The organism is Pseudomonas sp. H3_A02 (assembly GCF_054671965.1).
In genome coordinates, this window is record NZ_CP162807.1 from 1,589,970 (window position 1) to 1,614,698 (window position 24,729).

At 64.1% G+C, this 24,729-nt stretch carries 31 protein-coding genes; 14 read left to right on the forward strand and 17 right to left on the reverse strand.

Annotated elements, in window-relative coordinates:
• The first annotated feature begins 156 nt into the window (after positions 1 to 156).
• The 10 genes from AB4N80_RS06780 to AB4N80_RS06825 all read left to right on the forward strand — a co-directional run bounded on the left by AB4N80_RS06780 (position 157) and on the right by AB4N80_RS06825 (position 7,930).
• A complete protein-coding gene (locus AB4N80_RS06780; protein WP_122567448.1) occupies positions 157 to 1,050 on the forward strand; it encodes an FHA domain-containing protein in 894 nt (297 codons plus the stop codon).
• Positions 1,050 to 2,408: a FliI/YscN family ATPase gene (locus AB4N80_RS06785; protein ID WP_460081239.1), complete on the forward strand. Its 1,359-nt coding sequence runs from the start codon at positions 1,050 to 1,052 to the stop codon at positions 2,406 to 2,408. The genes AB4N80_RS06780 and AB4N80_RS06785 overlap by 1 nt, the downstream gene beginning before the upstream one ends.
• Positions 2,395 to 2,814: a YscO family type III secretion system apparatus protein gene (locus tag AB4N80_RS06790; RefSeq protein ID WP_122567446.1), complete on the forward strand. Its 420-nt coding sequence runs from the start codon at positions 2,395 to 2,397 to the stop codon at positions 2,812 to 2,814. Before AB4N80_RS06785 ends, AB4N80_RS06790 begins: the two co-directional genes overlap by 14 nt.
• Positions 2,807 to 3,376, forward strand: a complete 570-nt coding sequence (locus AB4N80_RS06795; protein WP_240998489.1) for a type III secretion protein — start codon at positions 2,807 to 2,809, stop codon at positions 3,374 to 3,376. Before AB4N80_RS06790 ends, AB4N80_RS06795 begins: the two co-directional genes overlap by 8 nt.
• On the forward strand, positions 3,373 to 4,470 hold the full coding sequence (sctQ, locus tag AB4N80_RS06800; protein ID WP_354336078.1) for a type III secretion system cytoplasmic ring protein SctQ: 1,098 nt from the start codon (positions 3,373 to 3,375) through the stop codon (positions 4,468 to 4,470). Before AB4N80_RS06795 ends, sctQ begins: the two co-directional genes overlap by 4 nt.
• On the forward strand, positions 4,467 to 5,120 hold the full coding sequence (gene sctR, locus AB4N80_RS06805) for a type III secretion system export apparatus subunit SctR (protein WP_116833691.1): 654 nt from the start codon (positions 4,467 to 4,469) through the stop codon (positions 5,118 to 5,120). The genes sctQ and sctR overlap by 4 nt, the downstream gene beginning before the upstream one ends.
• 9 nt (positions 5,121 to 5,129) lie before the next feature.
• Positions 5,130 to 5,384 carry a type III secretion system export apparatus subunit SctS gene (gene sctS, locus AB4N80_RS06810; RefSeq protein ID WP_003206603.1) on the forward strand — a complete coding sequence of 85 codons (255 nt, stop codon included), beginning with the start codon at positions 5,130 to 5,132 and terminating at the stop codon, positions 5,382 to 5,384.
• Positions 5,384 to 6,181, forward strand: a complete 798-nt coding sequence (sctT, locus tag AB4N80_RS06815) for a type III secretion system export apparatus subunit SctT (protein WP_109752489.1) — start codon at positions 5,384 to 5,386, stop codon at positions 6,179 to 6,181. The genes sctS and sctT overlap by 1 nt, the downstream gene beginning before the upstream one ends.
• Before the next feature lie 15 nt (positions 6,182 to 6,196).
• The gene (sctU, locus tag AB4N80_RS06820; protein WP_122567444.1) at positions 6,197 to 7,297 is read left to right on the forward strand and encodes a type III secretion system export apparatus subunit SctU; all 1,101 of its coding nucleotides are present in this window, start codon (positions 6,197 to 6,199) and stop codon (positions 7,295 to 7,297) included.
• Positions 7,298 to 7,411: 114 nt separating this feature from the next.
• On the forward strand, positions 7,412 to 7,930 hold the full coding sequence (locus AB4N80_RS06825; protein WP_205929636.1) for a type III effector: 519 nt from the start codon (positions 7,412 to 7,414) through the stop codon (positions 7,928 to 7,930).
• 157 nt (positions 7,931 to 8,087) lie between these two features.
• On the opposite strand, the gene AB4N80_RS06830 is transcribed toward AB4N80_RS06825, so the two are convergent.
• From AB4N80_RS06830 to AB4N80_RS06895, 14 genes are all read right to left on the reverse strand, one after another.
• A complete protein-coding gene (locus AB4N80_RS06830; protein WP_122567443.1) occupies positions 8,088 to 8,537 on the reverse strand; it encodes a type III secretion system chaperone in 450 nt (149 codons plus the stop codon).
• Between the two features lie 79 nt (positions 8,538 to 8,616).
• Positions 8,617 to 8,994 carry a transcriptional regulator gene (locus AB4N80_RS06835; RefSeq protein WP_122567442.1) on the reverse strand — a complete coding sequence of 126 codons (378 nt, stop codon included), beginning with the start codon at positions 8,992 to 8,994 and terminating at the stop codon, positions 8,617 to 8,619.
• A gap of 6 nt (positions 8,995 to 9,000) precedes the next feature.
• Positions 9,001 to 9,210 carry an HrpT family type III secretion system protein gene (gene hrpT / locus AB4N80_RS06840; RefSeq protein WP_122567441.1) on the reverse strand — a complete coding sequence of 70 codons (210 nt, stop codon included), beginning with the start codon at positions 9,208 to 9,210 and terminating at the stop codon, positions 9,001 to 9,003.
• The gene (gene sctC / locus AB4N80_RS06845; protein WP_122567440.1) at positions 9,207 to 11,354 is read right to left on the reverse strand and encodes a type III secretion system outer membrane ring subunit SctC; all 2,148 of its coding nucleotides are present in this window, start codon (positions 11,352 to 11,354) and stop codon (positions 9,207 to 9,209) included. The genes hrpT and sctC overlap by 4 nt, the downstream gene beginning before the upstream one ends.
• Positions 11,347 to 11,784: a type III secretion system chaperone gene (locus tag AB4N80_RS06850; RefSeq protein WP_122567439.1), complete on the reverse strand. Its 438-nt coding sequence runs from the start codon at positions 11,782 to 11,784 to the stop codon at positions 11,347 to 11,349. The genes sctC and AB4N80_RS06850 overlap by 8 nt, the downstream gene beginning before the upstream one ends.
• Positions 11,771 to 11,995 carry a type III secretion protein gene (locus AB4N80_RS06855; RefSeq protein WP_014340714.1) on the reverse strand — a complete coding sequence of 75 codons (225 nt, stop codon included), beginning with the start codon at positions 11,993 to 11,995 and terminating at the stop codon, positions 11,771 to 11,773. The genes AB4N80_RS06850 and AB4N80_RS06855 overlap by 14 nt, the downstream gene beginning before the upstream one ends.
• A 382-nt stretch (positions 11,996 to 12,377) precedes the next feature.
• Complete coding sequence (gene sctL, locus AB4N80_RS06860) at positions 12,378 to 12,971, reverse strand: type III secretion system stator protein SctL (protein WP_305468772.1); 594 nt, start codon at positions 12,969 to 12,971, stop codon at positions 12,378 to 12,380.
• Entirely contained in the window at positions 12,949 to 13,539 is a 591-nt protein-coding gene (locus AB4N80_RS06865) for a hypothetical protein (protein WP_354336081.1), read from the reverse strand. Before AB4N80_RS06865 ends, sctL begins: the two co-directional genes overlap by 23 nt.
• Positions 13,536 to 14,423, reverse strand: a complete 888-nt coding sequence (gene sctJ, locus AB4N80_RS06870) for a type III secretion system inner membrane ring lipoprotein SctJ (protein ID WP_122567436.1) — start codon at positions 14,421 to 14,423, stop codon at positions 13,536 to 13,538. The genes AB4N80_RS06865 and sctJ overlap by 4 nt, the downstream gene beginning before the upstream one ends.
• Positions 14,424 to 14,437: 14 nt before the next feature.
• The gene (gene sctI, locus AB4N80_RS06875; RefSeq protein WP_122567435.1) at positions 14,438 to 14,812 is read right to left on the reverse strand and encodes a type III secretion system inner rod subunit SctI; all 375 of its coding nucleotides are present in this window, start codon (positions 14,810 to 14,812) and stop codon (positions 14,438 to 14,440) included.
• A 49-nt stretch (positions 14,813 to 14,861) separates the two neighbouring features.
• Entirely contained in the window at positions 14,862 to 15,791 is a 930-nt protein-coding gene (locus AB4N80_RS06880) for a type III secretion protein (protein WP_460081249.1), read from the reverse strand.
• 61 nt (positions 15,792 to 15,852) lie between these two features.
• A complete protein-coding gene (locus tag AB4N80_RS06885) occupies positions 15,853 to 16,062 on the reverse strand; it encodes a type III secretion system major pilin HrpA (protein ID WP_109752469.1) in 210 nt (69 codons plus the stop codon).
• 93 nt (positions 16,063 to 16,155) lie between these two features.
• Positions 16,156 to 17,079: a sigma 54-interacting transcriptional regulator gene (locus AB4N80_RS06890; protein WP_122567434.1), complete on the reverse strand. Its 924-nt coding sequence runs from the start codon at positions 17,077 to 17,079 to the stop codon at positions 16,156 to 16,158.
• 403 nt (positions 17,080 to 17,482) lie between these two features.
• On the reverse strand, positions 17,483 to 18,058 hold the full coding sequence (locus AB4N80_RS06895) for a DUF6436 domain-containing protein (protein WP_122567433.1): 576 nt from the start codon (positions 18,056 to 18,058) through the stop codon (positions 17,483 to 17,485).
• A 108-nt stretch (positions 18,059 to 18,166) separates the two neighbouring features.
• On the opposite strand from AB4N80_RS06895, the gene bipL reads away from it, so the two are divergent.
• Positions 18,167 to 19,114, forward strand: a complete 948-nt coding sequence (bipL, locus tag AB4N80_RS06900) for a phospholipase BipL (protein ID WP_122567432.1) — start codon at positions 18,167 to 18,169, stop codon at positions 19,112 to 19,114.
• Positions 19,115 to 19,228: 114 nt separating this feature from the next.
• On the opposite strand, the gene AB4N80_RS06905 is transcribed toward bipL, so the two are convergent.
• Entirely contained in the window at positions 19,229 to 19,972 is a 744-nt protein-coding gene (locus tag AB4N80_RS06905; RefSeq protein WP_122567431.1) for a DUF2059 domain-containing protein, read from the reverse strand.
• Between the two features lie 141 nt (positions 19,973 to 20,113).
• On the opposite strand from AB4N80_RS06905, the gene AB4N80_RS06910 reads away from it, so the two are divergent.
• Together AB4N80_RS06910 and AB4N80_RS06915 are read left to right on the forward strand one after the other, a co-directional pair.
• Positions 20,114 to 20,749, forward strand: coding sequence for a 2OG-Fe(II) oxygenase (locus AB4N80_RS06910; RefSeq protein WP_122567430.1), 636 nt, complete (start codon positions 20,114 to 20,116; stop codon positions 20,747 to 20,749).
• A gap of 2 nt (positions 20,750 to 20,751) precedes the next feature.
• The gene (locus AB4N80_RS06915; protein WP_305491289.1) at positions 20,752 to 21,243 is read left to right on the forward strand and encodes a 2-thiouracil desulfurase family protein; all 492 of its coding nucleotides are present in this window, start codon (positions 20,752 to 20,754) and stop codon (positions 21,241 to 21,243) included.
• A 141-nt stretch (positions 21,244 to 21,384) separates the two neighbouring features.
• On the opposite strand, the gene AB4N80_RS06920 is transcribed toward AB4N80_RS06915, so the two are convergent.
• Positions 21,385 to 22,758, reverse strand: coding sequence for a GTPase/DUF3482 domain-containing protein (locus AB4N80_RS06920; protein ID WP_460081256.1), 1,374 nt, complete (start codon positions 22,756 to 22,758; stop codon positions 21,385 to 21,387).
• Entirely contained in the window at positions 22,751 to 24,118 is a 1,368-nt protein-coding gene (locus AB4N80_RS06925) for a DUF2868 domain-containing protein (protein ID WP_354336084.1), read from the reverse strand. Before AB4N80_RS06925 ends, AB4N80_RS06920 begins: the two co-directional genes overlap by 8 nt.
• An 86-nt stretch (positions 24,119 to 24,204) precedes the next feature.
• Here AB4N80_RS06925 and AB4N80_RS06930 point away from each other — a divergent pair, with 86 nt between their 5' ends.
• Positions 24,205 to 24,717 (forward strand): dihydrofolate reductase, encoded by a 513-nt coding sequence (locus tag AB4N80_RS06930; protein WP_305468766.1) that lies wholly within the window; start codon positions 24,205 to 24,207, stop codon positions 24,715 to 24,717.
• Positions 24,718 to 24,729 lie beyond the last annotated feature (12 nt).

Below are 24,729 nucleotides of genomic sequence, written 5' to 3' on the forward strand. Positions count from 1 at the left end.
CGGTCGGCCTTGGCGCACCGGCAGCGCAGCCACTAGGTAACGATGCAAATCCAGGTGCGGTCGATGGCCTGGCTATGACAGAGGACGGGTACCGCCGGTGCCCCGTCGTACAACCGGAGCGTGGGCGAACGTCTGTCGCCCCTTGAGGAATTGGCCATGTTCGAACTGCGTGTCTTGAGTGGTCTGCACCGAGGTGCGGCGTTGCCGCTGGTGGGCGAGCAATGGGTGGTCGGGGCGGCGGAGGATGCCGACCTGGCGCTTTACGATCCGGGCATCTGCGGGCGTCACGTAGGCCTGCGGCAGGTGCAGGGCCAATGGCTGCTGGAGCTGCTGGAGGGTGCGGTTTGCGATGGACAGGGCCAACCTTGGACGCCGGCCGAGCCCTTGCAGAGCAATGCCCCGTTTGCCGTGGCAGGCGTCTGGCTGTGTCTGGCCCCGGCCGATCAGCCCTGGCCCGAAGAGGCGGCGCTGGATGACGCTGCGCATCTGGCGACGGCGCGGGAAACCCCGAAACCCGTCGTGCGGCCATCGTGGCCCAAGCGCCTGGCAATCGCTGCGGCGGTGATCACCGTTGCGTCCAGCGCTTGGGCCTTTACCAGCCAGCCGGCGCAGACCGCGACGCGCAGCCCGGCCCAGCAGCTCAAGCACAACAAAGTGGCATTGGACAATGTCGAGGCGGTCCGCCTGGAACTCGATCGCATGTTGCAGGAACGTGATCTGGGCGCCGGCGTGCGGGTCGAGAACCAGGGCGACCAGTTGGTCCTGGTGGGCGAGCTGCCGCGCCCACGCCTGGCGATGGTCGAGCGGTTGATCGAGCGTTTCCACGATCGCTACGAGACACCAATCGGGATTACGGCCAACGTGAAGGAGCGACTGACGCAGTTGCCGTTCCAGATCGCCCAGATCGTGGGCGGCAAGCGTGGCCACGTGGTTACGGCCGATGGACGTCGGCTGTTCCTGGGCGACCAGATCGATGGCCTGCGCTTGACCGCCATCGACAGCGGCAAAGTCACCTTCGAGGGTGACCAACGCTACGAGGTCACGTGGTGATGACGCAGGCGGCCATCGCGCGACTGGAGGCCTGGGAGGCCGGGCAACTGGCGCACCTGCGTCGCTTCGCGCCGGTCATGGTGCGCGGACGGGTGCAGCGGGTCAGCGGCATCCTGTTGCAGTGCCGGCTGCCGGGGGCGCAGATCGGCGACCTCTGCCGGGTCGAGCGCGACGCCCGCGAGCCGCTGCTTGCCGAAATTGTCGGCTTCGACCAGCACGATGCCTTGCTCAGCGCCTTGGGCGGCCTGGAGGGTGTCCGGGTCGGTGCGGCGGTGGAGCCGCTGGGCATGCCCCATCGGGTGTGCGTGGGGCCGGAGTTGCTGGGCCAGGTGCTGGATGGATTCGGCCGGCCACTAGTGGATGGCGGCGCGGGAGCGTTCGCCGATTCGCACGTGCTGCACGCGTCGCAGGTGATTGGCGAGGCCCCGGCACCTACCGCGCGCCCGCGTATCCAACGGCCCTTGATGACCGGCGTACGGGCCATCGACGGCCCGCTGACACTCGGCGAAGGCCAGCGTGTGGGGCTGTTCGCCGGCGCCGGTTGCGGCAAGACCACGCTGCTGGCGGAAATTGCCCGGAACGTTGACTGCGATGTCATCGTCTTCGGCCTGATCGGCGAGCGTGGGCGCGAACTGCGCGAATTCCTCGACCATGAGCTGGATGATGAACTGCGTGCCCGTGCGGTCCTGGTGTGCGCCACCTCCGACCGCTCCAGCATGGAACGGGCCCGTGCGGCGTTTACCGCGACGGCCTTGGCCGAGGGCTTTCGTGCCCGGGGCCAGCGGGTCCTGCTGCTCATCGATTCGCTGACCCGCTTCGCCCGGGCCCAACGTGAAATCGGTCTGGCCGCCGGCGAGCCGTTGGGGCGCGGCGGCCTGCCACCGTCGGTCTACAGCTTGCTGCCGCGCCTGGTCGAGCGCGCCGGGTTGACCAACGAGGGCGCCATCACCGCGTTTTATACGGTGCTCATCGAGCAGGATTCCATGAACGATCCGGTGGCGGATGAAGTGCGGTCGCTGCTCGACGGTCACATCGTGCTGTCGCGCAAGCTCGCCGAGCGCGGCCACTACCCGGCAATCGACGTGCTGGCCAGCCTCTCGCGAACCTTGGCCAACGTGGCCGAGGCAGAGCACCTGCGGGCGGGCATCAATGTGCGTCGATTGCTGTCGGCCTATGAACAAATCGAACTGATGTTGCGCTTGGGCGAATACCAGGCCGGCGCCGACCCCTTGACCGACCTGGCGGTGGAGTCCCGTGGCGCCCTGGACGCCTTCCTGCGCCAGGACCTGCGTGAGCCGGAGCCGTTTGCGTCGACGTTCGCCCACCTGCAGCAGTTGACCGCTTATGTCCCGGGTTGATCTGGACACCCTGGCGCCGATTCGCCGCCACCGTGAAGCGCAGGCCGAGCGGGCGTGGCGCCAGCAGCGCGAGCTTCTGCGCGAGCGCGAAGCCGCGGTTGTCGCCGCGCGGGCGCGCATGCAGGCGACCAGCGAGGAGCAGGCGCTGCAGCGCGAAGCGTTGTACGGCGAGCACCGTGGCCGGGCGCTGAGCGTGTGCGAACTCAATGCCTGGAGTACCCAGGAGCGTCGTTTGATCGGCGAGCTGGCCGAGCAAGCGCGGGCGTTGCAGGCACTGGACGATGAGCAGGCGCAGCAGGCAAAGGACACGGCCGCCGCCCAGCAGCGGCTACAAGGGCGCCGACGTGATCTGGAAAAGCTCAGCGCAATGATGGAGCACTGGGTGGAGACCCCAAGCGATGAATGAACGTACCGTGCGCGGTGGGCCGACACCGCACAGCAACCCCTCGGCAGCGCCCGTCCGGCATCCGCCTCGGGCGTATGAGCAACCGCCCGCCCAGGTGAGCCGGGCCATCCGTCCGGCGGCGCGCGACTCTGCTCCTGCAACCGGGCGCGACCCCGACGTGATGGCAGGGCGCAGTGACGGCTACTGGTTTCGCCAGTGGGCCGATGCGCCACGGGGCGGCACGCAGGATGACACCGCAGGCACCGGTTCGCTGGCGGGCCTGGTGAATCTTTCGAGCAGCGAAGTGGAGGCGTTTGTCGACCAGCTCACGCCACGCTTGCGCGCCACGCTCGACCAGCAACTGGACCTGCTGCTGCACCTTCCCAATCTGGGCCGCATCAAGGTGTCCGCCCGCCGGCTGGGCGGGGCGTCCGGGTGGGACATCGGCCTGACCGGCGAAAGTGCAGACGCACAGGCGCGGTTGTCGAGTCGATCCGGCCGTCTCGAAGAAGCGCTGACCCAGAGCCTGGGCCAACCAGTGAGCGTGCGCGTAGCGCAGGAAGAAGAGGCAAGCGCGACATGACCGTCCATGCATTGACGCTGCCGCCGGTTGGTGTCGAGGACGCCACTGCCCGGCGGTTATTGGGGATCGGTGTCAGCTTGCCCTTCGAGGTGGCGGGTGAGACGGGCCTGCTGGAACTGACCCCGGGTGGCGCGGCTGGGGGGGCGCCGTGTGTGTTGGCGTGTGCCCATGGTGTCTTCACGCTGGATGAGCCCGGCGCCGTACTCAGCCTGTTCGGTGAATGTCCGGTGGTCTTGCCCGCCGACCCCGGACCGGATGACGCGTGGTTCTGGTCGCTGTTCCAGCAAACCCTGAGCGAGCCCCTGCGCCTGGCATTCGGCTTTCTCAAGCCAACGGCCGAGCCTGCCGTGCCGGGCATTGTCTGCCGGCTCGACGTGAGGGTGGGCGCGGCCCGCGTCACGAGCCATCTGCAAATGCCCGGGACGACCCTGCTGGGGCTGCTTCGCGCCGCCCCTTGGCAGCGGCGAAGCGCGCCCGGGTTCGCGGGTTTTGCGCTGCATGTTCCGTTGGAACTGGGACGCCTGGCACTGCCTGCCGGGCAGTTGGCGGCGCTGCGTCCCGGTGATGTGCTGGTGCCGGAAACCGCCTTGTTCGACTCATCCGGCCAAGGGCTGATTCGCCTAGGCCGGCATTGTTTGCAGGTGCGGGTACACAGCCGTGCCGCGCCGTTGCGCCTGACCTTGCTCGCTCTGGAGGAGACCGTTATGAGCACCACTGCCGACACCGACATCCTGACACCGGACTGGGACGATACCGCCCGCTACGAACCTGAGGCCCAAGCCCCCGAGGCGGCCGATCAGCCAGCCTATGGCGTCGCTGAAACCGAGGAGGCGCCGATGACGGAGCCGGTTGCTGCCGATCTGCCCGAGCGCTTCGACGACCTGCCGCTGGCGCTCACGATCCGCTGCGGTCATTTGAACCTGACATTGGGCGAGCTGCGCAACCTGGCGCCTGGCGCGGTGTTGCAAGTGCAGGGTGCGACACCGGGAACAGCGGCGCTGTTCTATGGCGAACGAGCCCTGGCCCATGGCGAGCTGGTCGAGGTCGATGGCCGGCTGGGCCTGCAAATCGCTCGCGTGGATGTGGCTGGATGAGCTTCCAGGGGGTCGACCCCTTTCTGCTGGCGCTGTTCATCGGTGGGATCTCGTTGGTCCCCCTGCTGCTGATCATCTGCAGCGCCTTTCTCAAGATAGCCATCGTGCTGACGATCACCCGTAACGCCATCGGCGTACAGCAGGTGCCACCCAATATGGCGCTGTATGCCATTGCGCTGGCCGCGACGCTGTTCATCATGGCGCCGGTCGGTCACAACATCGCCGAAGAGCTGAAGGAGCGGCCGTTGGATTTCAGCAGTACCGAGGCGCTGCAAGGTTCTGCTCTGAACGCGATAAAACCGTTGCAGGCGTTCATGTCGCGCAATACCAACCCGGACATCCTCGCCCACCTACTGGAAAACACCCAGCGGATGTGGCCCAAGGAACGCGCCGAGCAGGCCAGTCGCGACGACCTGATGCTGCTCATCCCGGCCTTCATGCTGTCGGAGCTCGAGGCCGGCTTCCAGATGGGCTTCCTGATCTACATCCCGTTCATTGTCATCGACCTGATCGTGTCCAACCTGCTGCTGGCACTCGGCATGCAGATGGTCGCGCCCATGACCATTTCATTGCCGCTCAAGCTGCTGATTTTTGTCCTCGTGCAGGGCTGGACGCAATTGCTCGACAGCCTCTTCTATTCCTATCTTTGAGGACGTGCGATGGACGCGCTGACGTTGTTTAAGGAAGGCATGTTGCTGGTGGTCCTGCTCTCCGCGCCGCCCTTGATCGTGGCGGTGATCGTCGGTGTGCTGACGTCCCTGGTGCAGGCCTTGATGCAGATCCAGGACCAGACCTTGCCCTTCGGCATCAAGCTGGTGGCGGTCGGGCTGACCTTGCTGGTCACCGGCCGCTGGATCGGCGTGGAATTGCTGGGACTGCTGCGCCGGGCATTCGAAATGATGGCCAACACCTGATGACGGCCCAGGCTTTCGTCCCGTACTTCGACTTGCTGCTGTCGATCGCGCTCGGCATGGCGCGCATCTACCCGGTCGCTTACCTGGTCCCGGTGTTTTGCTTCCAGCACCTGCGAGGCTTGCCGCGTCATGCCGTGGTGTTTGCCCTGGGCATGTTGCCGGCGCCCGGCATTCGCCAGGCGCTGATCGACGCCCAGGTCAATTGGTTGTCCCTGGCCGGGTTGATGTTCAAGGAACTGGTGCTGGGTTTCTTGCTCGGGGTGCTGCTGGCGATGCCGTTCTGGTTGTACGAATCGGTGGGCGCCTTGCTGGACAACCAGCGCGGCGCGCTCATCGGTGGTCAGTTGAACCCGGCGCTCGGCACCGACACCACGCCCTTGGGACACCTGTTCAAGGAGATGACGATCCTGCTGCTGGTCGCCACCCTGGGCATTGGTACGTTGACCCAGGTGATCTGGGACAGCTACCTGGTGTGGTCGCCCACCGTTTGGTTTCCATTGCCTGGCGCGGACGGCTTCGGCGTGTTTCTCGGGCTGCTCGCCGAAATGTTCATGCACATGATGCTCTACGCGGCACCCTTTATCGGCTTGCTGTTGCTGGTGGAGTTCAGCCTGGCGCTGCTCAGCCTGTATAGCCCGCAATTGCAGGTGTTCGTGCTCGCCATGCCGGCCAAGAGCCTGATCGGCCTGGGCTTCCTGCTGTTCTACTTGCCCACCCTGTGGGATGCGATGACGGGCCGTCTTGGCCGCTATGGCGAAATCCGGCATCTGCTTCACCTGTTGTTGCAGGCGCCCTGAAGGAGGGCTTCGCCCATGAGCGAAGACAGTGGTGAAAAGACCAAGCGGGCGACGCCCAAGAAGATTCGCGACGCGCGCAACAAAGGCCAGGTCGGCCAGAGCCAGGACTTGAGCAGCCTGCTGGTGCTCGCTGCGATCACTGAAGTGGCATTGACCCAGGCCGACGACAGCATGCAGGCGTTGGAAGACCTGGTGGCGTTCCCGCTGCACCGGCTGGATGTCGACTTTGTACGGGCCTTCGAGGAGACCTTGGCCCATGCCGGTGGCGTGCTGCTCAATTTCACCTTGATGACCGTGGGGCTGGCGATCGTCACGCGCCTGGTGGCCGGTTGGATACAGTTCGGCTTCCTGTTCGCTCCCGAAGCCCTGCAGCCTGACCCGAACCGCTTGAACCCGATGAACCAGGCCAAGCAGATGTTCTCCGGCCAGGCGCTGATCAACCTGTTCATGGGGCTGGTCAAGGCCGTGTTTATCGGCAGCGTGATTTATCTGGTGACCCTGCCGGCACTCGGCTCGTTGATCAGTCTGGTCAACGGCGACCTGCACAGTTACTGGCGCGGGTTGGCCAGCCTGTTTCGACACATCATGCACGTTTGCCTGGGCGTATTGCTGGTGCTGGCGATTCTCGACTTCGGCCTGCAGAAATATTTCTTCGCCAAGCGCCTGCGCATGAGCGAGGAGGAGGTGCGCAAGGAGTTCAAGGAAATGGAAGGCGACCCGCACGTAAAAATGCATCGCCGCAGCCTGGCCCGGCAATTGGTCGACCAGCCCGTCAGCAAAGAGACCAAGCCGGTGGAGGACGCCGACATGCTGGTGGTCAACCCCACCCACTTTGCCGTCGCGCTGCTGTATCGCCCCGAGGAAACGCCGCTGCCGCAACTGATCGTCAAAGGCGTCGATGCCGAGGCCCGGGCGCTGATCGAACGGGCCAAGGCGGCGCGGGTCCCGGTCATTCAGTGCATCTGGCTGGCACGAACGATCTACCGCGAAGACGTCGGTGGGTATATCCCCCGGGAAACGCTCCAGGCTGTTGCGCACATTTATCGGGTGCTGCGCGAGCTGGATGACGAGGCCAAGGGCGAGGTGATCGAGATTCCGGAATTGAACCTGCGTTGAGGTCGATGGAACCGATGCACGCGCGCTCGCCACTCAGGTAGTGAGCCAGGCTCGTCTGGCCGATACCGGCCTGCCGACAGTGCTCACCACACACCGACTCGTGGAGGATTTCCCATGCCTGATCAACGTTCCCTGACGACCCCCATAAGGGGCACAGGTGCCCTGCACGGCATCGACAGCTTATCGCGCTCACCCTCACTGAACCAACGGCCCCGCGAGGCGCAGCAGCGCCAGGGCAGCCAAAGCCTGCACACACGGGGACGTTCCTCCTCGACGCCACCTCCGGTGCATCAGCGTGAGCGTGGCCGTACCCGAACGCGGGACGCCAACCATGCGGCGGCGCCGAATGAAGCTCAACCGCTGGATGACGCGCAAACGTCCAACGCCACTCCGGCATCGCGCACTCAGGACTCTTTCATGAGCGAGATGGAAACCCGTCAAAAGGAGGCGATGGAAAAGCAGTTCGGTCTACAGATGCAGATGGAAGAGCGCCAGAGCGCCCTGATGCTGATTAAAAGCTCTGCCGACATGGCCAAGTTGATGAGCGATACGGTGACCGAGGTGACCAAGGGCTTCATGGACAGCGCAAGGAAAGTCATGCAGGAGGGTGGAGAGGCGATGAAGCTTCGATAAACATCTCCAATGCTGACCATCTGGGGAAAATGATGAACCTGTGGCGAGGGAGCTTGCTCCCGCTTGAGTGCGAAGCACTCACAAAAAATGGTCTGCTACGCAGCCCAGCGGGAGCAACCTCTAGCCATGGGTTCATCGACTTTTGTTCTATGGCCATCTAGCCCAGTCGGGTACGGCTTGTGTTGAGCGAGGTCGGACGAGGTCCGCCCGGCGTCGCAGGCACCGCCAAGCGTGCACGAACCTCGCCGACCTGGGCGATGAAGCCCACGATCCAATGGCAGAACCGCGCTTCGTCGAGCATCGCCAGCGGGCAATGGGCGCACAGGCGAACGCTGCTCTTATCGTCCAGGGCCAGCCAGCTGCCACCGAGCAGATCCAAGCGAAAGTTGAGCTCCAGCAAGCGCTTGTGCAGGCCGGGGGCGTGGGCAGGTACATCGATCGAGCAATGAAGGATGGCGACGTCGCCGTGATCGGGCAGCTCGATGACCACCGCCTCGCGGTTGCTCGTGTCATACAGCGCACATACGCCACCTTCCAGCTGCAAGTCCGCATGTAGGTGTTGCGCGAGGGCCGAGATCAAGCGCTGGGCAAGCGGTGCGACAGTCATGGAAAACCTCCCTCATAAAGTTTCTGGATGAATCTCTGGCCACGGGTTCAGCGTTGTTCCTGAGTGAACAGCATCGCCCTCAATAAGTGGCCGAATAATCGTCGAGGTCTTCCAGGCCCAGCAGCGATAGCTGACGGGACTGGATTTCATCGAGCAGCTCAGTGGACAGCGGCGCGTCGGGCAGTGCCTGCCAGACCACGAGCGCTCGCTGCGGATCGAGAAATACGAACAGCTGCGCGTAGTCGGTCGGGTGGGCGAAGCGCCGTTCCAGCGCATGCTGGATCTGGTTTGCGCGTAGCGCCTGGCTTTCTATCTGTAAGGCGAGCCCGACGCTGTGAGGCTCGCGTCGCAGACAGAATTCAATGCCCGGGGCTATTTCCCAATACGTCGCGATGCCGGCGATGATGTTCTTCTGGAAGGCCTGGCGAGTGCTCACGCTGTGTACCGAAAAAGACATAGCGTTTCAGTTCTCCAATGGGACGACCGTATGGTCCAGTGGGTGTTCGGGGGAGCCAAGGCCGCCACGCATACCGGGCGACCACCAGATCACCAGTCGACCGTTGTCCGGTTCGGCCCGGCTGCAGGCCTCGCCCTGGCAGCCCGAGCGGTTCGCGCAGCCGGCGAACACCGGCAGGCTCAGCAATAAAACGAGCAGCAGTGACGTGCGACTCATGGCAAGGTCCTCGCGCTGGTTTGCAGGAGAGAAGGGCGCTCGCCGCCGGGCGTGCGCGTGGGTTGTTTCATGACCACGAACACTTCCGTTTCCTCTCCAGGCTCAAGCCACACCTTCGGCCAGGCGGAGGTGGCCAGGGTCCAGCGGCTGCCGCAGCTCGCCTCGTCGAAGCGCAGCCGCCGCTGGCCGTCGTTGCGCACCACGCCCACGGCGATGCCGTAATCGGGGCCTGCGAACCATTGCGCCCGTGCGGCATCCAGGGATAGCCCGGGTTGCAGTGCGCACAATGTGTCGGGCGAATAAGGAATCGACGCAGCCTGCTTGAACGTGGCCGGAATGTTGCCGTCGGCGAGCTGGGCGAGCACATCGCTGACTTCGATACGGCCGACGGGACGGGTGCCGTTGCGACGCTCTTCCAGGCGAGCCATGGCGCTGTCGACCTGCTCGCGGTCAAGGGCGGAGATATAGCGGGCCGGGTCGACCTGGTCGCCGATCAGGCGGGGCGTCAGGATGAAGACCCGTTCGCGACGGCTGGTCTCGCGCGTGGTCGAGGAAAACAGCAGCGGCCCGATCAGCGGGATGCGGCCCAGCCACGGCACCCGTTCGAGGTTGTCACCGGTCTCTTCGGTATGAAAACCGCCGACCACCAGCGACCGGCTTTCCCCCATGACAGCCTGGGTGCTGACCACGCCCCGGCGCACGCTGGGCGTCTGCTGGCCGACCTCCGAGGGCTCGATGCGGCCGTCTTCGATGTCCAGGGACATCTGGATCTGGTTGCGGCCCCCGGTCTCGATGGCATGGGGCACGACCTGCAGGCTGGTGCCCGCCGTGATCGGCTCGACGGTGGCTACGCGCTCGCCGATGGCGGAGATGTACTCGGTGCGGCTGAAGTCGATGACCGCCGGCTGGTTCTCCAGCGTCAGAACCGATGGATTCGCCACCACCGAGGCCAGGCCGCGGCCTTCCAGGGCACGCAGTTGCGCGGAAAAATCACCGTAGTCCTGAATGAACACCGTCGAGCTGGCACCGGGGCGAATCATCGAGGCCCCACCGATCAGATCGCCGCTCTCGACGTTCCAGTTCGAGGCCAACTCGGCCAGTTGCGTGCGGTCGATGTCGAGGATGATCGCATCGATCTCCACCAGCTTGCGCGGGACGTCCACATCGCGAATCAGCGGCGTGTAGATTTCCCGTCGCTTGGGCGCGTCGTAGATGAGCACCGCGTTGTTGCGCACGTCGGCTTCGACGCGGATCTTGCCCCGGCCGCCTCCACCGCCGCTCGCGCCGGACGGTACGCGGTTGGTGTTCGGGCGGCCCATGCCGTTCAATGCCAACTGTTCGATGTTGCCCATGGTCGCCGATTGCTGGGCCTGCATGTTCTGGAACGATGCCTGGGGCGAGGCCGTTTGCATGCCGCCGGACACGGCGCTGCGGCTTTCCAGCAAACCTTTCAGGATGCTGGCGACCCCGGGAATGACCAGTGTTTCGCCGCGGTACTTGACGTTGCGGTCGGCGGCGGTGGCATAGCGCAATGGGAAGCTGATCACTTCCTGCTTTTCCTCGGGGGTCTTGCGTGCTTCGGCAAACTGCGTCACCAGACGCACATAGCGTTCCGGGCCGGAGACCAGGACCACGCCTTCGTCGGGCAATTCACCCCAGCCGAAGCGTGGATCCAGCAGGCCGATGTCGGTCAAGGCTTGCTTCATGTCCGGCACGGCATCGGCGGACACTTCCAGGCGCGTGGAGTCCTGGTTCTGCAAGGGGCTGACGTACAACGTGTTGCCGTACATGAACCACTGGAAGCGATTTTCCAGGCCGAGCCTGTCGAGGAACGCCTGGGGACTTTCAGCGCGCATCCGCCCGTCGACGGTGCCTTTCACCGTGCCATCGATCACCAGTTGCACCGCGAAGGTATTGGCGAAGTCGCCGAGTACCTTGGCCAACGGTGTGCCCTGGGCGTCGTAGGCGTAAGGCGTGTTCTTCCAGTCGGTCGGTATGGCCGCCTGTGCCGGCATGCCCGCGCCAAGCGCGGCCAATGCCAGTGCGACCAGCGCAGGTGTCGCCCAGCGGCGTGGGATCGACTGGCGAAGGTGTACCTTGCCTGCGGTCATCGAGCGGTACGGTATAAGCCACCTGTTAGGCATGGCGGATTCCTGTTCCGAGCAAGTGAGAGTGCGAGAGGCGTCGCGCCACAGGCGCTGCGACGGCACGTTGGTCTTTATTGAGAATGGATTGCCAGGTGTCACGCTGGTTGAGCAGGGCTTCGAGCGCCTCGATCAGGTCGTCGATATGCCCGTCCGGCGCCAATTGCGTCAGCAGCCATAAACGACCGTCCTGCGGCGAACGGGCCAGCGCGCCGGGGAATCGCGATAGGCTTGGGTGCGCCAGCCGAAGCAGGTCTTCCAGAAGCACCTCATGGGTCATCGGGACAGTCAGCTCGACCGATACCAGCACGGCCTCGTCGAGCTTGCTGAAGGTCGCCTCGCCATCGTCGATGACAAGGCTGAAGCGTTCCGGGCCATCGACGCTGGCGCTCCAGCGGGTGAGCTGTGTTCGCAGCTCATGGCATTGCATCGATGATCGCCTTGGCGAGGTTGTGATGGGCCGTGGTCTGTTGAGTCGCCGCGTTCACTGCCACGGACATGCCGTTCATGCTCGTCAGGAATGAATGCATGTCGTCGAGCGACTGACTTTCTGCCGCGTTCATCGCAGCGTTGTTGACGTTGTCGGTCGCGCGTTGGAAGTAGGTGTCGAGGCGGCGCTGGACGGCATCGGTGGAAGACATGGGCGGTTCCTCTGGGTTAGGCATGTTCACGATGTGAGTGGTGGTCATGCCATGGGCGGTTCCGCGTAAATGAGGAAAAAACTGGGGAGGTGGGGCTTGCTTGTGATGAAGGTGGCTCAGTTAGCGTCGGGGGGGGCTGTGCCGCCGTCATCGCGAGCAAGCTCGCTCCCACAGTTTTTCCGGGGTGTTCACAGGCAGCGCAGCCACCACAGATCCTGTGGGAGCGAGCCTGCTCGCGATAGCGGTGGGTCAGCTTGCGGTGATGTTGGATGTGCCGCCGTCTCGCGAGCAAGCTCGCTCCCACAGTTTTTCCGGGGTGTTCATAGGCAGCGCAGCCACCAGAAATCCCTGTGGGAGCGAGCTTGCTCGCGATAGCGGTAGGTCAGTTTGCAGGGAGGTGTGGTGGATCAGGCAGGCGCAGGGCTTTGACAGCGGTGGGCCAGTCGAGCAGGAATGTGCCGCCTGGCGTTTCCAGCTTCAGTTGCTGTCGTTCCATGTCGGCATCCGCCACCGGCGTCCAGGGGCGCCTGCCATCGGTGCCCAGGCTCTGCGTCAGGCTCGCCAGGTCTTCGGGATGGCAGCGAAGGGTGACGCTGACCGGCTCGTCCTGGCGCGACGCCAACTGGCGAACGAGCGCATCGATGCGCGCCTGTTCCGGGACTTCGTCTAACAGAGTCCCCAGGGCCTCGTTGACCAGGTGAGCAGCACTCGTCTCGATCCGCTCCCACATGGCTTGGCGCTGGGCTTCCCAGGCGGCGAGCAAGGTTTCGGCCTTTTCCCAGAAGCGGGCTTGGGCCTCAAGCACGGTCGCGTCCGCCTCTGCGCTGGCGCGCTCAAGCCATTGCGCAGCCTGCGCCTGGGCCTGTTCGAGGATGACCTGTGCGCGGGCACAGTCCACCAGGGTTTCGCGCGATATATAGGGCTGCGACAGGCCCTGGCCATCGGGGCGCAGTTCAAGCGAACGCCGAGCGAGCATCGTGTCTCTCCGTTTGGATAGGGGCCGGGGCTGCCAGGCTTTGCTCAGCCTTCCAGCAGGCGGACTGCCAAAGCGTGTTCAGCTTGGCGGCTGGCGGTTGAGGGGCGGGCACCGATTCGAGGGCACTGATTCTGTCGCGTGGGAACGCCAGGCGTGCACGTTCCCAGGCCCGTTCACCCAGCCAGGCACGCAGCAGTGCGAGCGGATCCTGGCCTTGTTCGAGCCAGTGCCCCGGCCGCAGGGCTTTGGCGGTGCGCTCGCACCAGGCCCGGTCCTGCGCCGAAAGGGCGTGTGTCGCTGTTAACGGTGCGCAAGTGCTCGCCACCAATTCGCAGGCAAGGGGCAAGGTCCGGGGCGTACCGCAGAACAGCGCTTGCAGCGCCGGACTGGGTTGTGGTGGCGTGCACGGGGTCATGCCGAAGGTGCGCGCAAGCGCGACGTGGTGCCCCCGGGCGAGGGCGTCGATTTGCGGCGCGGTCAGCCGGCAAAGCGCCGACGAGTACCAGGCCCGGTCTGCCTCGCGCCAGGCGTGGCTCCACCAGCGCACCCATTCAACTTCCGCCGTCATGCGGCAGTCCCGTTACTGTCGGGCTTGGCCCCCGGGGTTTTCACGGCAAACAACCCGGGTGTCGCGCTGCTTTGAGGTGAGGCGGGCGTCCCGGCTGGCTTGGCGAGCGTGTGGCCGAGAAACCGTGGCAGCACCAACACGCCTTTGCGCCATAGCCGATAGAGGCCATACAAGGCACCCATCAGGATGCCGAGCAAGGTGATGCTTGCCGCCACGGTCACCGCCCGCCAATAACCAATGTCATCGGCCTGCATGAGGAAGGGGCCGAAGTACGCCATCTTGCGCTGTTCCTGATAGGGGGCGGCGGGAACGAATACCACCGATAACTTGGTCGGGTTCTGAGTGGCGTCGGCCATGCCGGGAATCCCGCTGGCGACCAGGTTGCGTACGCGGGGAGTAATGCTGTCGGGGTCCAGGGCACTGGTGTGCTTGATGAAGACCGAGGCCGATGCAGGCTGGACCGGCTCACCCGGGGCCACCCGTTCCGGCAGGACCACATGGACCCGGGCGAGCACCACGCCATCGATTTGTGAAAGCGTCGATTCGAGCTCCTGGGACAAGGCATAGATGTAGCGGGCACGCTCTTCCATCGGCGTGGAAATCACCCCTTCCTTGCGGAAGATCTCCCCCAGGCTGGAGCGGGACCGACGCGGCAAGCCGGCGGCTTCGAGTACCTGGACGGCACTGTTCATGTCGGCTGGCTCGACCAGTACGGTCAACCCGTCTTTGTCGACTTGCTTGCTCGCCTCCACGTTCTTGTTCGCCAACTCGGCGATCACTTCGTTGGCATCCTGCTCGGAAAGATGGCTGTGCAATGCCGTCCGTTCGTCGCAACCGGTGAGCAGCAGGCACAGCAACAGTGTGGAGAACGCGCGCATGGACATGACCGGCCTTCCCTTTACTGGAGATTGGTGAGCTTCTCGATTGCCTGGGAGCCTTTGCTGACTATTTTCGCGGTCATCAGGCTTTCCAGGTGGAAGGACGACAACGACCGATTCGACTGCAACATATCCTGCGGGTCGGCGCTGCGGACGGCCTTGATCATGTCGCGGTTGGCGCGTTCATCCAGGCGCTGCAATTCGCTGGAGCGGCTCGACAACGAGTCAATGATGCGTGCCGCGACGTTGTTTTCGCTGTCCGGGGCGGGAGCTTTCTCGCGCATTTGTGCGTTGAACCAACTGACATCGCTGGTCTCGGCGCTGGCCTGTGGCCTGGCGCTCGTTTTGGCGGAAGTGGAGGCGAGGTTGCTGGGGTCGATGGCATGTATGTCCACGGAATGTCTCCTGTTGTTCAAATAGCTGGAATTCAAAGAGCGGGTGCCTTCAGGCGCACATCCGCCTCAAGACGTTGCGAGCGCTACCGGTGACGCTCAGGTGAAACTCGATTTCTTCCCGGCTGCGCCGGGCGCGTTGGCGTAGCGGGGGCTGCTGGCCGGCCAAGCGGGCCAGCGCGGAGTCCAGTTCTTCCAGGGCAAGCTGGAACAAGCGAGTTTCGCGCGCATCCAGCGCTGTGCCGCGGGCAATGCGTTCGGTCCATGTCCACCGTTCCGCGTCGAGGGCTGCCGGTGGGGGATAGCGCGCCGGGTGCTGGTCCATGAATGCCGCGATCTCGAACAACAGGTCCTGGTCATCCGGTTCATACCGCGCCTGGCCGTCACTTTCGTCGATGTCCAGCACCGTCAGCAGTTTCCTTCGGCCCAGGACTGCGATGATCTTGAGCAGCAGCGACAGGCTCGTGTCATGACGACCGCGCCGCGTGGCGTGATCGCCCTCCATTTCCCAGGCACCGAACAACGCGCCACAGAAGGGGTTGTTGGCACTGCCGAAATCGCTTTGGCTGTCGAGATCGTTGTCACCGATGGGTTGCCGGCGATGGGCGAGCATCTGGGCCAGATCGTTGAACAGGTCTTCATTGGAATAGGCGTCATCGATGTCGACATCGAGATTGGAACCGGTGCCGCTGTTGATCTCTTCCAGGATGTCTTCCAGCACCAGGCGCAAAGGGTCTTCGGTTTCTGCGGTCAATCTGTCCTGGGGGTTGCGCCAGCCGAAGCGAGACTGTCCGCCGGTCGAACCCTGTTCGTCACCCCACTGGACGAGCGACGCCCGCAACCGGTCGCCGGCCCCATGCAACGCCAGGTGCTCGGCGACCACGTTCGCCAGGCCCGGAGGAGTCTGGGCGGGGCGCTGCGTGGGCTCGTCATGGGACAGGTCTCTGAGAGCACGAAGGCTGTCTGGCATGTCAATGTGCATAAGGCCTCCTGCGCATCGCGCTTGAGGTTGCCCCGCCGAAGCGGGGACTGAAGCGGATGGGTCAGAATCGTATGCCTTTGGATGCCTCCCCCATGGCGGTGATGGCCTTGGTTGCGGTGTCCATCGACCCTGCCGCGATTGCGTTCATGGTGTCGGCGACCAGTTTCTTCTGGTCGAATTCGGATTTCATGGTTGTCATCGCAGCGGAGGTCGCGTCCATCTGCTGCATGGCAGCCGTGGAAGCCGCGAGAGAAAGTCCACCAAAACTCATAGTCGTATCTCCGGGTTGTGGAATGGCGAGACGATCGTGAGCGTCTCGACGGTTAAGTGGCGACCGTTGCGTAAACGGTTCCACCGATCCCACTCAACTCGTCGATATTTGCAGGCACTTCATTCGGTAATACAGCGTACGCCGGGCGATACCCAGTTCGGCGATGACCTTGTCGATGCAGTGATGGTGGCGGCGCATGCAGTCCTCGATGAGGATTTTCTCGAACTGCTGCAGGTGCTCTTTCAACTTGAGCGTTGAACTGCTGTGTTCCAGTGGTTCGGCGCGGGGCAATGCCGGCAAGCCGAGCACGTATCGCTTGGCGGCGGATTGCAGCTCGCGGATGTTTCCAGGCCAGGCGTAGCCGAGCAGTTGGCGCAACAGCGTTGGCGACGGTGCGACATAAGGCCGGTCAAGTGCCTGTGCCTCCCGGCGCACCAGCGACTGGAACAGCGGCACGATGCGCTCCTTGCGGCTACGCAGTGGAGGCAGCTTGAGGCTGATGATGTTCAGGCGAAAATACAGGTCCCGGCGAAACTCGCCACGTTCGACCATTTCTCCCAGCGGGCACTGGGCGGAGGCGATAACCCGCATGTTCACCGGGATGTTCTGGGTCGAGCCCAGCCTTTGGACCGTCCTGGATTCCAGGACACGCAGCAGCTTGGCTTGCAGCCCCAACGGCATGCTGTCGATTTCGTCCAGGTACAGCGTGCCGTTATGCGCGGCTTCGACGAACCCCGCGCGATTTTGGCTGGCGCCGGTAAACGCGCCGGTGTTGGCCCCGAAGAGCTGGCTCTCCGCGAGGGTTTCAGGAATGGCGGCGCAGTTGATGGCAACGAACTTGCCGGAGCAACCCGACATACGATGGATCTTTTCTGCCAGCGTGTCTTTACCCGTGCCGGTTTCGCCGCGCAGCAGCACGTCGATCATGAGCGGGGCGACGCATTGGACAAACGCCTCAAGGTTGAGGGCATCTTCTTTATGGGGATTGGAAAGTGCAGCGCATAGCAGCTTTTGCATCACTGACGATTCCATTTCTTGTTTGGTTAGGAGGGTCGACAAGTTGAAAGATCAAAAGGCGTATGGAACTTCCTCTAGTTAGCGCCGCCGCGCGCTGCACGGGTAAAGAACATTTTGTTGGTCACGAGGTTTAGAGAAGAGATTAAAAAAAAGTTCATACTGGCACGGCCGCTGTTAATCGATTCAGCTAAACGGTCGGCGGCCGTCAATTGCCCTGCACAACCCGTCTGGCACGGGGCACAGGCCGAAAAGGAAGGGTAATGGCGTTCTTTGGAAAAATTGGATCCGACAAACGGTTCAGCCCACGCCCTTACTTTGAGTAAGAGCTCTAGAAGCGGGCACTAGGTTCAACTTTGTATTCTCACCCAAGAGGAGGCTGGCAATACGTGATGTAGTTAACACTTCAGTTTGAAACCGACCACGGGCAATAACAGCCCACGGCCAATGTGTGAGTCGCGTTAACTTCCCGGCCGGCACTCAACGCCTCGAGAATCGGTTCGATGAAGCTGTTGCTCGAATTGCAGGTCAGGCCTTCGCTGTAGGGGCCGAAGTACGCCAACTGGCCGCTGCGATCCCAGATCGCCACGGCCGGGCTGGCGGGAATCTGGTTTGAGCCGGGGAGCGCCGAGAGCGGTTTGAGGCTGTTCAGGGTGGCCGGTAATTGACCCTGGCTGCCGGGCTTTTGTACCGCATAGAACTCAACGCCTTGCGGTACGTATTTATCGACCAGTTCGGCCAGGTGCTGCTGGTTGCCGACGTTGCACGGGCACGCCGGGTCCCAGAAATGCACCAGGCGGATCGCGCCGGGGCCGGCCAGGTCGGCAGGCAGGCGCAGAGGGTCGCCGGAAAACACCGCCGTGTGTTGACTGAAGGTCCGCAGGAAACGGCCCTGGAACCAGTCGTAGGCCGCCCACAATACGATGGCGCATCCGAGGGCAAGCAGGCTGGCAAGCAAGGTCGTGCGATGGGACGGGCGCATGGAGTCGATCCTCTGAAGCCGCGTAGCTTGCCATGCTTGCCGCGACAGATGAATATCACAGGCTTGTAAAGTCTGTCTCGCGCGCTGCGCCCATGTCTGGAAACCTTAATGCCTGCCACTTTCGATCCCGATCTCCTGCGTGCCAGCCTGCAACCGTTGGCCCAGTGGCAAGCCCTGTCCGAGCAAGCCCAGGCTTACCAGCGGTTCTATGGGCTGGATTTTCCCCAGCGCAGCGTGCGCAAGGGATTGGGGCGTTTCGAGGTGGGCGGGTATGAGGTGGTCAGTCAGGTCTGGTGGCCGGAAAAAGCCGTGGCGACGTTGTTTGTGTTCCACGGTTACTACGATCACATGGGGCTGTACCGGCACTTGATCGAATGGGCCTTGGAACAGAAGTTCGCGGTGATCGCCTGCGACCTGCCGGGCCATGGCCTGTCCAGCGGCGAACGCGCCAGCATCGAGGATTTCGCCGAGTACCAGGCCACCTTGCAGGGGCTGTTGGCCGAGGCCACGACGCTGGACCTGCCGCATCCTTGGCACCTGTGTGGGCAAAGTACCGGCGGGGCGATCGTGGTCGATCACGTGCTCAACCACGGCGCGCAAAGCCCGGCCCAGGGCCAGGTCATCCTGTTGTCACCCCTGGTGCGGCCGCGGGCCTGGGGTTGGTCGCGCCTGAGTTATTACCTGCTCAAGCCCTTCGTCACCGGTATCGCCCGGCGTTTCAGCGAGAACTCCACTGACCCGCAGTTCCTGCCATTCCTGCAAGCCGATCCGCTGCAGCCATTACGTTTGCCCACCGCATGGGTGGGGGCCTTGGGGCAATGGATCAAGCGTATCGAAGCCGCCCCGAGCAGCCCGCGCCAGCCGTTGATCGTGCAGGGACAGGCGGACATGACGGTGGATTGGGTGCACAACCTGCAAGTGCTGCGCGGCAAATTCGACCGGCCGCAGGTGCTGATGTTGCCTGAAGGGCGGCATCACCTGGCGAATGAGGCGCTGGCGATACGGCAAGAGATGTTTGGGTTTTTGACGAAGCGGATGAGTCGGGTTCGGCGGTGACCGGGCTATTGCTATCGCGAGCAAGCTCGCTCCCACATTGGATCTGTGTGCTCGCGAATCTGAGTTCACTCAACACCCTGTGGGAGCGAGCTTGCTCGCGATAGCGGTGCTGAACTATTGCCCGAGAGTCTGCCCCACCGCCAACCCCGCCCGAATCGCCGCCAAAGCCGCTTGATAATAAGCCTGGCCCTCAGTCGATTCGGCGAAGGTGGCGAATTCTTCCAACTCGGTATCCGTCAGGTCACGGTAGACGTACAGCAATGTGTTGTTCAGGTCCGCGCCGATCTGTTCCATCAGTCGCTGGCGCTGGCCGTTGAGCATGCCCTGGGCCTGGCCGGCCCCCAGGAGTCCCGGGATCATCGAGCTCAGGCTGTCGGCCGCCACGCCGGCGATCGCCAGGCTAACTTCGGCGCCGGCTTCGCGGGCGGGCAGGGCCTGGGCCAGGTGGCCGATGATCAACAGGCGGTTGTCACTGGCTTGCATCTTCGGCAGGCCTTTGGCGTTTTTCGCCAATTGATCGCGCCGGGTCGCCAGCAACTCGGCTGCCACGACTTTGCGGCCCAAAGGCGATTGGAAGAAACTCAGGGCCGGCTGAGGGTCACGAAGATTCTTGCGCATTTGCGCTTCGGCCCGCTGGTCCATGGCCTGGGGGGCGAAACGTTGATTGCTGTTGTTCACCAGCGCTTGGAACACCGCCGGCGGCAGGCTGCTCTGGTAACGCTGCTGGGCGGCGCTCAAGGCATCACTGAAATGCGCCCGCTGTTCCGGCCAGCCGGCGACCTTGTACAACTGGTCGTAGCTGTCTGCCCAGGCGGGCAAAACGCAGAACATCAACAGTGAGAAAAGCAAACGGCGCATAGGGACTCCTGTCAGCAGCCGACTATTCTCCGTGGGGTGTGGGGTCTTGTCGAGAATTCGTATCAAGTTCGTACGGCGGTGCTATCTGGCAGCAAAAAACCTGCTGAGCGTCGCTGTCGGTTTTGCAGGCACAGGAATACTATGCGCGCCATGCAAATACCTTCTGATCACCCGCTGCTGCTACGTATCGTCGACGACCTGGCCGAGCGCGGCTGGTCGCAGCAGAATCTCTTCCTGCCGGAGGCGCTTACCCGCGCCCTGGCGGCCGAATGCCGCCAGCGTGCCGCCGAGGGTGAACTGGCTCCGGCAGCGGTCGGTCGCGGACCGTTCTCGGAGATTCGCGAAGGGATTCGGGGGGATCGCATCCAGTGGATCGAACCTGGTCAGGCGCAAGCCTGCGACCATTACCTGGCGCTGATGGACAGCCTGCGCGAGGCGATGAATCGCGGGCTGTTCCTGGGGCTGGAGGATTTCGAAAGCCATTTCGCCCTGTACCCTCCCGGTGCGTTCTACCTCAGGCACGTCGACCGCTTTCGCGACGATGACCGGCGCATGGTGTCGGCGGTGCTCTACCTCAACGACGACGATTGGCTACCGGAGCACGGCGGCCAGTTGCGCATGTACCTGGACGAAGGCGTGGAGCGTGACGTGGTGCCCATCGGCGGCTGCCTGGTGGTGTTCCTGTCGGGGGACATTCCCCATGAAGTCCTGCCGGCCACGCGCAATCGCTTGTCCTTGACCGGTTGGTTCCGCCGTCGCGGCAATGAGTTGTTCTGAATATGGAAAAGATCCTGGTCAGTCGCTGCCTGCTCGGCCATCGCGTGCGCTACGACGGCGGCGCCAGTGGGCCGTTCGACCAACTCCAGCAATGGCTCGACGAAGGCCGGGTCGTGCCGTTGTGCCCAGAAGTCGCCGGCGGCTTGCCCACGCCTCGGGCGGCGGCGGAGATTCCTGGCGGGCAGGGCGGGCGAGTGCTCGACGGTCAGGCGGTGGTGATCACCACCGAGGGCGAGGATGTGAGTGCGCAGTTCCTGTCCGGTGCGAATCAGGCGCTGGAACTGGTGCGTGCCCATGGCATCCAGATCGCCGTGCTCAAGGCCAACAGCCCATCGTGCGGCAACCTGCTGACCTATGACGGGACGTTCAGCGGTGTGAAGGTCAGTGGCGAAGGCGTGACGGCGGCGTTGCTCAAGCGCCATGGGGTGCGGGTGTTCAGCGAGCTGGAGTTGGCTGAAGCGGCGGCGGCCCTCAAAGCCTTGAGTAACGAGTAATCTTGAGCAGCGCAGCGCTCTGCGACAAGGAACTCTCTGTGGGAGCAAGGCTTGCCCGCGATACAGGCGCCTCGGTCTCTGAAAGACCGCATCGATTCATCGCGGGCAAGCCTTGCTCCCACAAAGTCTCTTGCTGCAGGGCTAGAGCTGCTCGGCCAACTGCTCAATCTGCTCCTGCCGCTCCGCCTGGCTCAACCGAGCCTGGGGATTGAGCGACGACCATTGCGGATGCGCCCGGGCCTTGTTCAGGGCTTCGGGCAGCTTGCCTTCGCGCCAGGTCTTGTCCTGGGGCGTGGCGATGCGGATGCTGTCCATCGCCGCGTGGCCGCGCAGGTTGAGGGCTTGGAGCAATTGCCGTTGGCGCAGGGCCAGCAAACGCAGCACGCCGTCGTCCACCGTCAGTTCCCGTTGTCCCTTGAGTTTGCCTATCAGCCGGTTGCCATAGCTGCGGGCGGTTTGCAGGGTGCCGCCGACAATGGCCCCGGCCAGGGCCGCGGCACCGAGGGTCAGGCCACCCACCAGCAAGTCCACCCCGGCACCGGCCGCCGCGCCCGCCGCGATCCCGCCGCCGACGCGTACGCCCAGTTGCTTGAGGGTTTCGGGGTTGAACAAATCATCGCCCCAACGTCCGTCGAGCAGCGGCAGGTCGCTGGCAGCCGCGTCCTGGGGACGGAACGCATAGAGCTTGAGCAGCGCTTCGACGCAGCGCTGTTCGCGCTGACGTACCGCGTTGCGCAGTTCACTGATGGCCTCGCGTTCCAACTCGACGTCGCTGGCCACGCTGCGTCGGCAGGCGGCGCAGTCGATCAGCAGTTCGGCGATCAAGCGCGCCGCGCTCTGCTGGCGGGCCAGGCGTTGGGCCTGTTGGTCGGCGACCAGTCGCTCCAGTTGCCCACGGGCGCTTTCCAGCAACAACGCGAGGCTTTCATACAGGCGTCGCTCGCCGTCCTCGGGCGGGGCGACGCTGTCAAACCGCACCAGGGCGTGCAACCCCAATCGCGCCAGGGCTTCGCGCCAGTCGGGCTCGCGATGGTGGGCGCTGCTGACGAAATTCAACACCGGCAGCAGCGGTTTGCCGCAACTGGCGAGGACTTCCAATTCATCGCGGTACTTGGCCAGCACCGGCTCCCGGGCATCGATCACATACAGCCCGGCGTCGCTGGCGAGCAGTTGCCGCAGCACCTTGGCTTCCTGTTCGAAGCGTTGCCGTGCCTCGCTGCCCTCGAGGAAGCGGGCCAGGCGCGCCGGGCCGTCGAGGCGTTCGCCAGGGCGCTCCAGGCGCTCGAGGTAATCGAGCAGGGCGATGGCGTCTTCCAGGCCCGGCGTATCGTACAGTTCCAGCAGCGCTTCGCCGTCCACCGACAGGCGCGCACCCTCGACATGCCGGGTGGTGCTCGGGCGGTGGGACACTTCGCCGAAGCCGACGTCGCGGGTCAAGGTTCGCAACAGCGAGGTCTTGCCCACGTTGGTGTGGCCGACCACGGCCAACTTCAGCGGTTTCAGGGGCTCAGTCATGGCCGGTCTCCAGCCAGTTCAAGGGCATGCAGTCGGCGAAGGGCAGTTGCAACTGCTGCAGCGCGTTGTGCCAGTCGCTCAGGCGCTCGGCATCCAGCGCTTCGCCGGGCGGCGCTTGCAACAGCCAAACGCGGGTAGCGCTGGCGCTGCGGGCCAACTCGGCGATCAGCGCCAGGCTGCCACGGTCCGGTGATCGGCGGGGGTCGCAGGCTATCGCCAGCCGCGCCGGGGGAAAGCGCGACAGTTGTTCGAGGAGTTTGTGACGCGACTCGCGGCTGTCGAGGATGCCAGCACTTTTCACGGTTTCGGGCAGTTTGGGCGGCCAGGGCCGATCGTCCAGTTCGATGGCCACCAGCAGCGCGCCGTCGCTGTCCATTGCACTGACGGCGCTTTCAATGGGATGCAGTTGTGCGGGTGCGGCGTCGTTGACGCCCAGGCGTTCGCTGCTGGGCATCAGTCGTTCGCGCAGTTGAGCGTAGCCCGGCAGGTTCAAGTCCAGACGCAGCGTGGTCCGGCCACGTTGCCAACGCCATAGACACAGCAGCGCCAGACACAGGCGCGGCATCACGCCATAGACCAGCAGCACGCCGACCAGCCAGGCGGCCCAGGCCTGGCGGGCGCTCTCGATGTTCAGGGCGCCGTCGCCGCTGGCGCGGATCATCTCCTCGGTCGGCACGCTGAAACCCAACAGGGCGGGCAGTGCACCAAGCGCCTGGGTCATGGCGACGAAGGTCTGGCCGCCGAGAATCGTGGTTTCCCAGACGAAGCCGTAGCGCCGGGTCGCCATCAGCATCAGGACAATGACCAGCGCGCTGAGCATTGCCAGCAGCCACAAACCGTTGACCAACGCGCCGAGGACCCAGCGATTGAGCTTGTGCCGTTGCAACAACAGCAGCAGGGCCGGTGCCAGTTGGGCGGCCTTGGCATCGCGGGCGAGTTTTTCGCTGAGCCACAGCCACAGGCGTCCCAGTGCGGCACCTTGCTCACCGGCAAAGATCAGGCCCAGGGCCCAAGAGATGAGCAGGATCAGGTTCAACCCCAACAGACTGCCCAAGGCCCAGAACACATTGACCGGTGTTTGCCCGTCGCCGAGGGCGGCAAAGCCCAGCCCAGCGCCGCTGATGACGGCGAGCAGCGCCAACGTTACCAGCGCCAGGCGTGCCCCTTGCAGCCAATGGCGCAGGGCTTGGGTGAGGCCATCGCGTTCGGCCAGCCAGCGAGCGCGGTGGCCGATGCGGGTGGAGAGATCGCCGCCTGCCGCACGGGCCAGGCGATTGGCTTCCTGGTCTTCGAGCGGGCCGGCATGCTCTTCACGCAGGCGGATCGTCTCGGTCAACCAGAGGTTCTGCAGTTCTGTCACGGGGGCTTCCGTTGCTCGAATGAGGGTTGAGCATAACCGCTGTGATGCCTGTCGGGGTACGCCGGGCCTCTGGTATCCTCGCGACCATGAACAAAACTCTCCCCCTAAGCCTGATCGCAGCCCTCGGTGAAAACCGTGTGATCGGCGTCGACAACAGCATGCCCTGGCACCTGCCGGGGGATTTCAAATACTTCAAGGCCACCACCTTGGGCAAGCCGATCATCATGGGGCGCAAGACCTGGGATTCCCTCGGTCGACCGCTGCCGGGGCGCTTGAACATCGTGGTCAGCCGTCAGCCGGACTTGGTGCTGGACGGCGCGGAAGTGTTTTCCACCCTGGAAGCCGCGGTGGCGCGGGCCCAGGCGTGGGCTCTGGAGCAGGGCGTCGACGAGCTGATGTTGATCGGTGGCGCCCAACTGTACGCCCAGGCCTTGGAGCAGGCGGATCGACTGTACCTGACCCGCGTGGCGCTGAGTCCGGAAGGGGACGCGTGGTTTCCAGAATTCGATTCGAGCCAGTGGAAGCTGGTGTCGAACCAGCCGAACCCGGCTGAAGGGGACAAGCCGGCCTACAGCTTTGAGGTGTGGGAAAAACTGTAAGCCCTGTGGGAG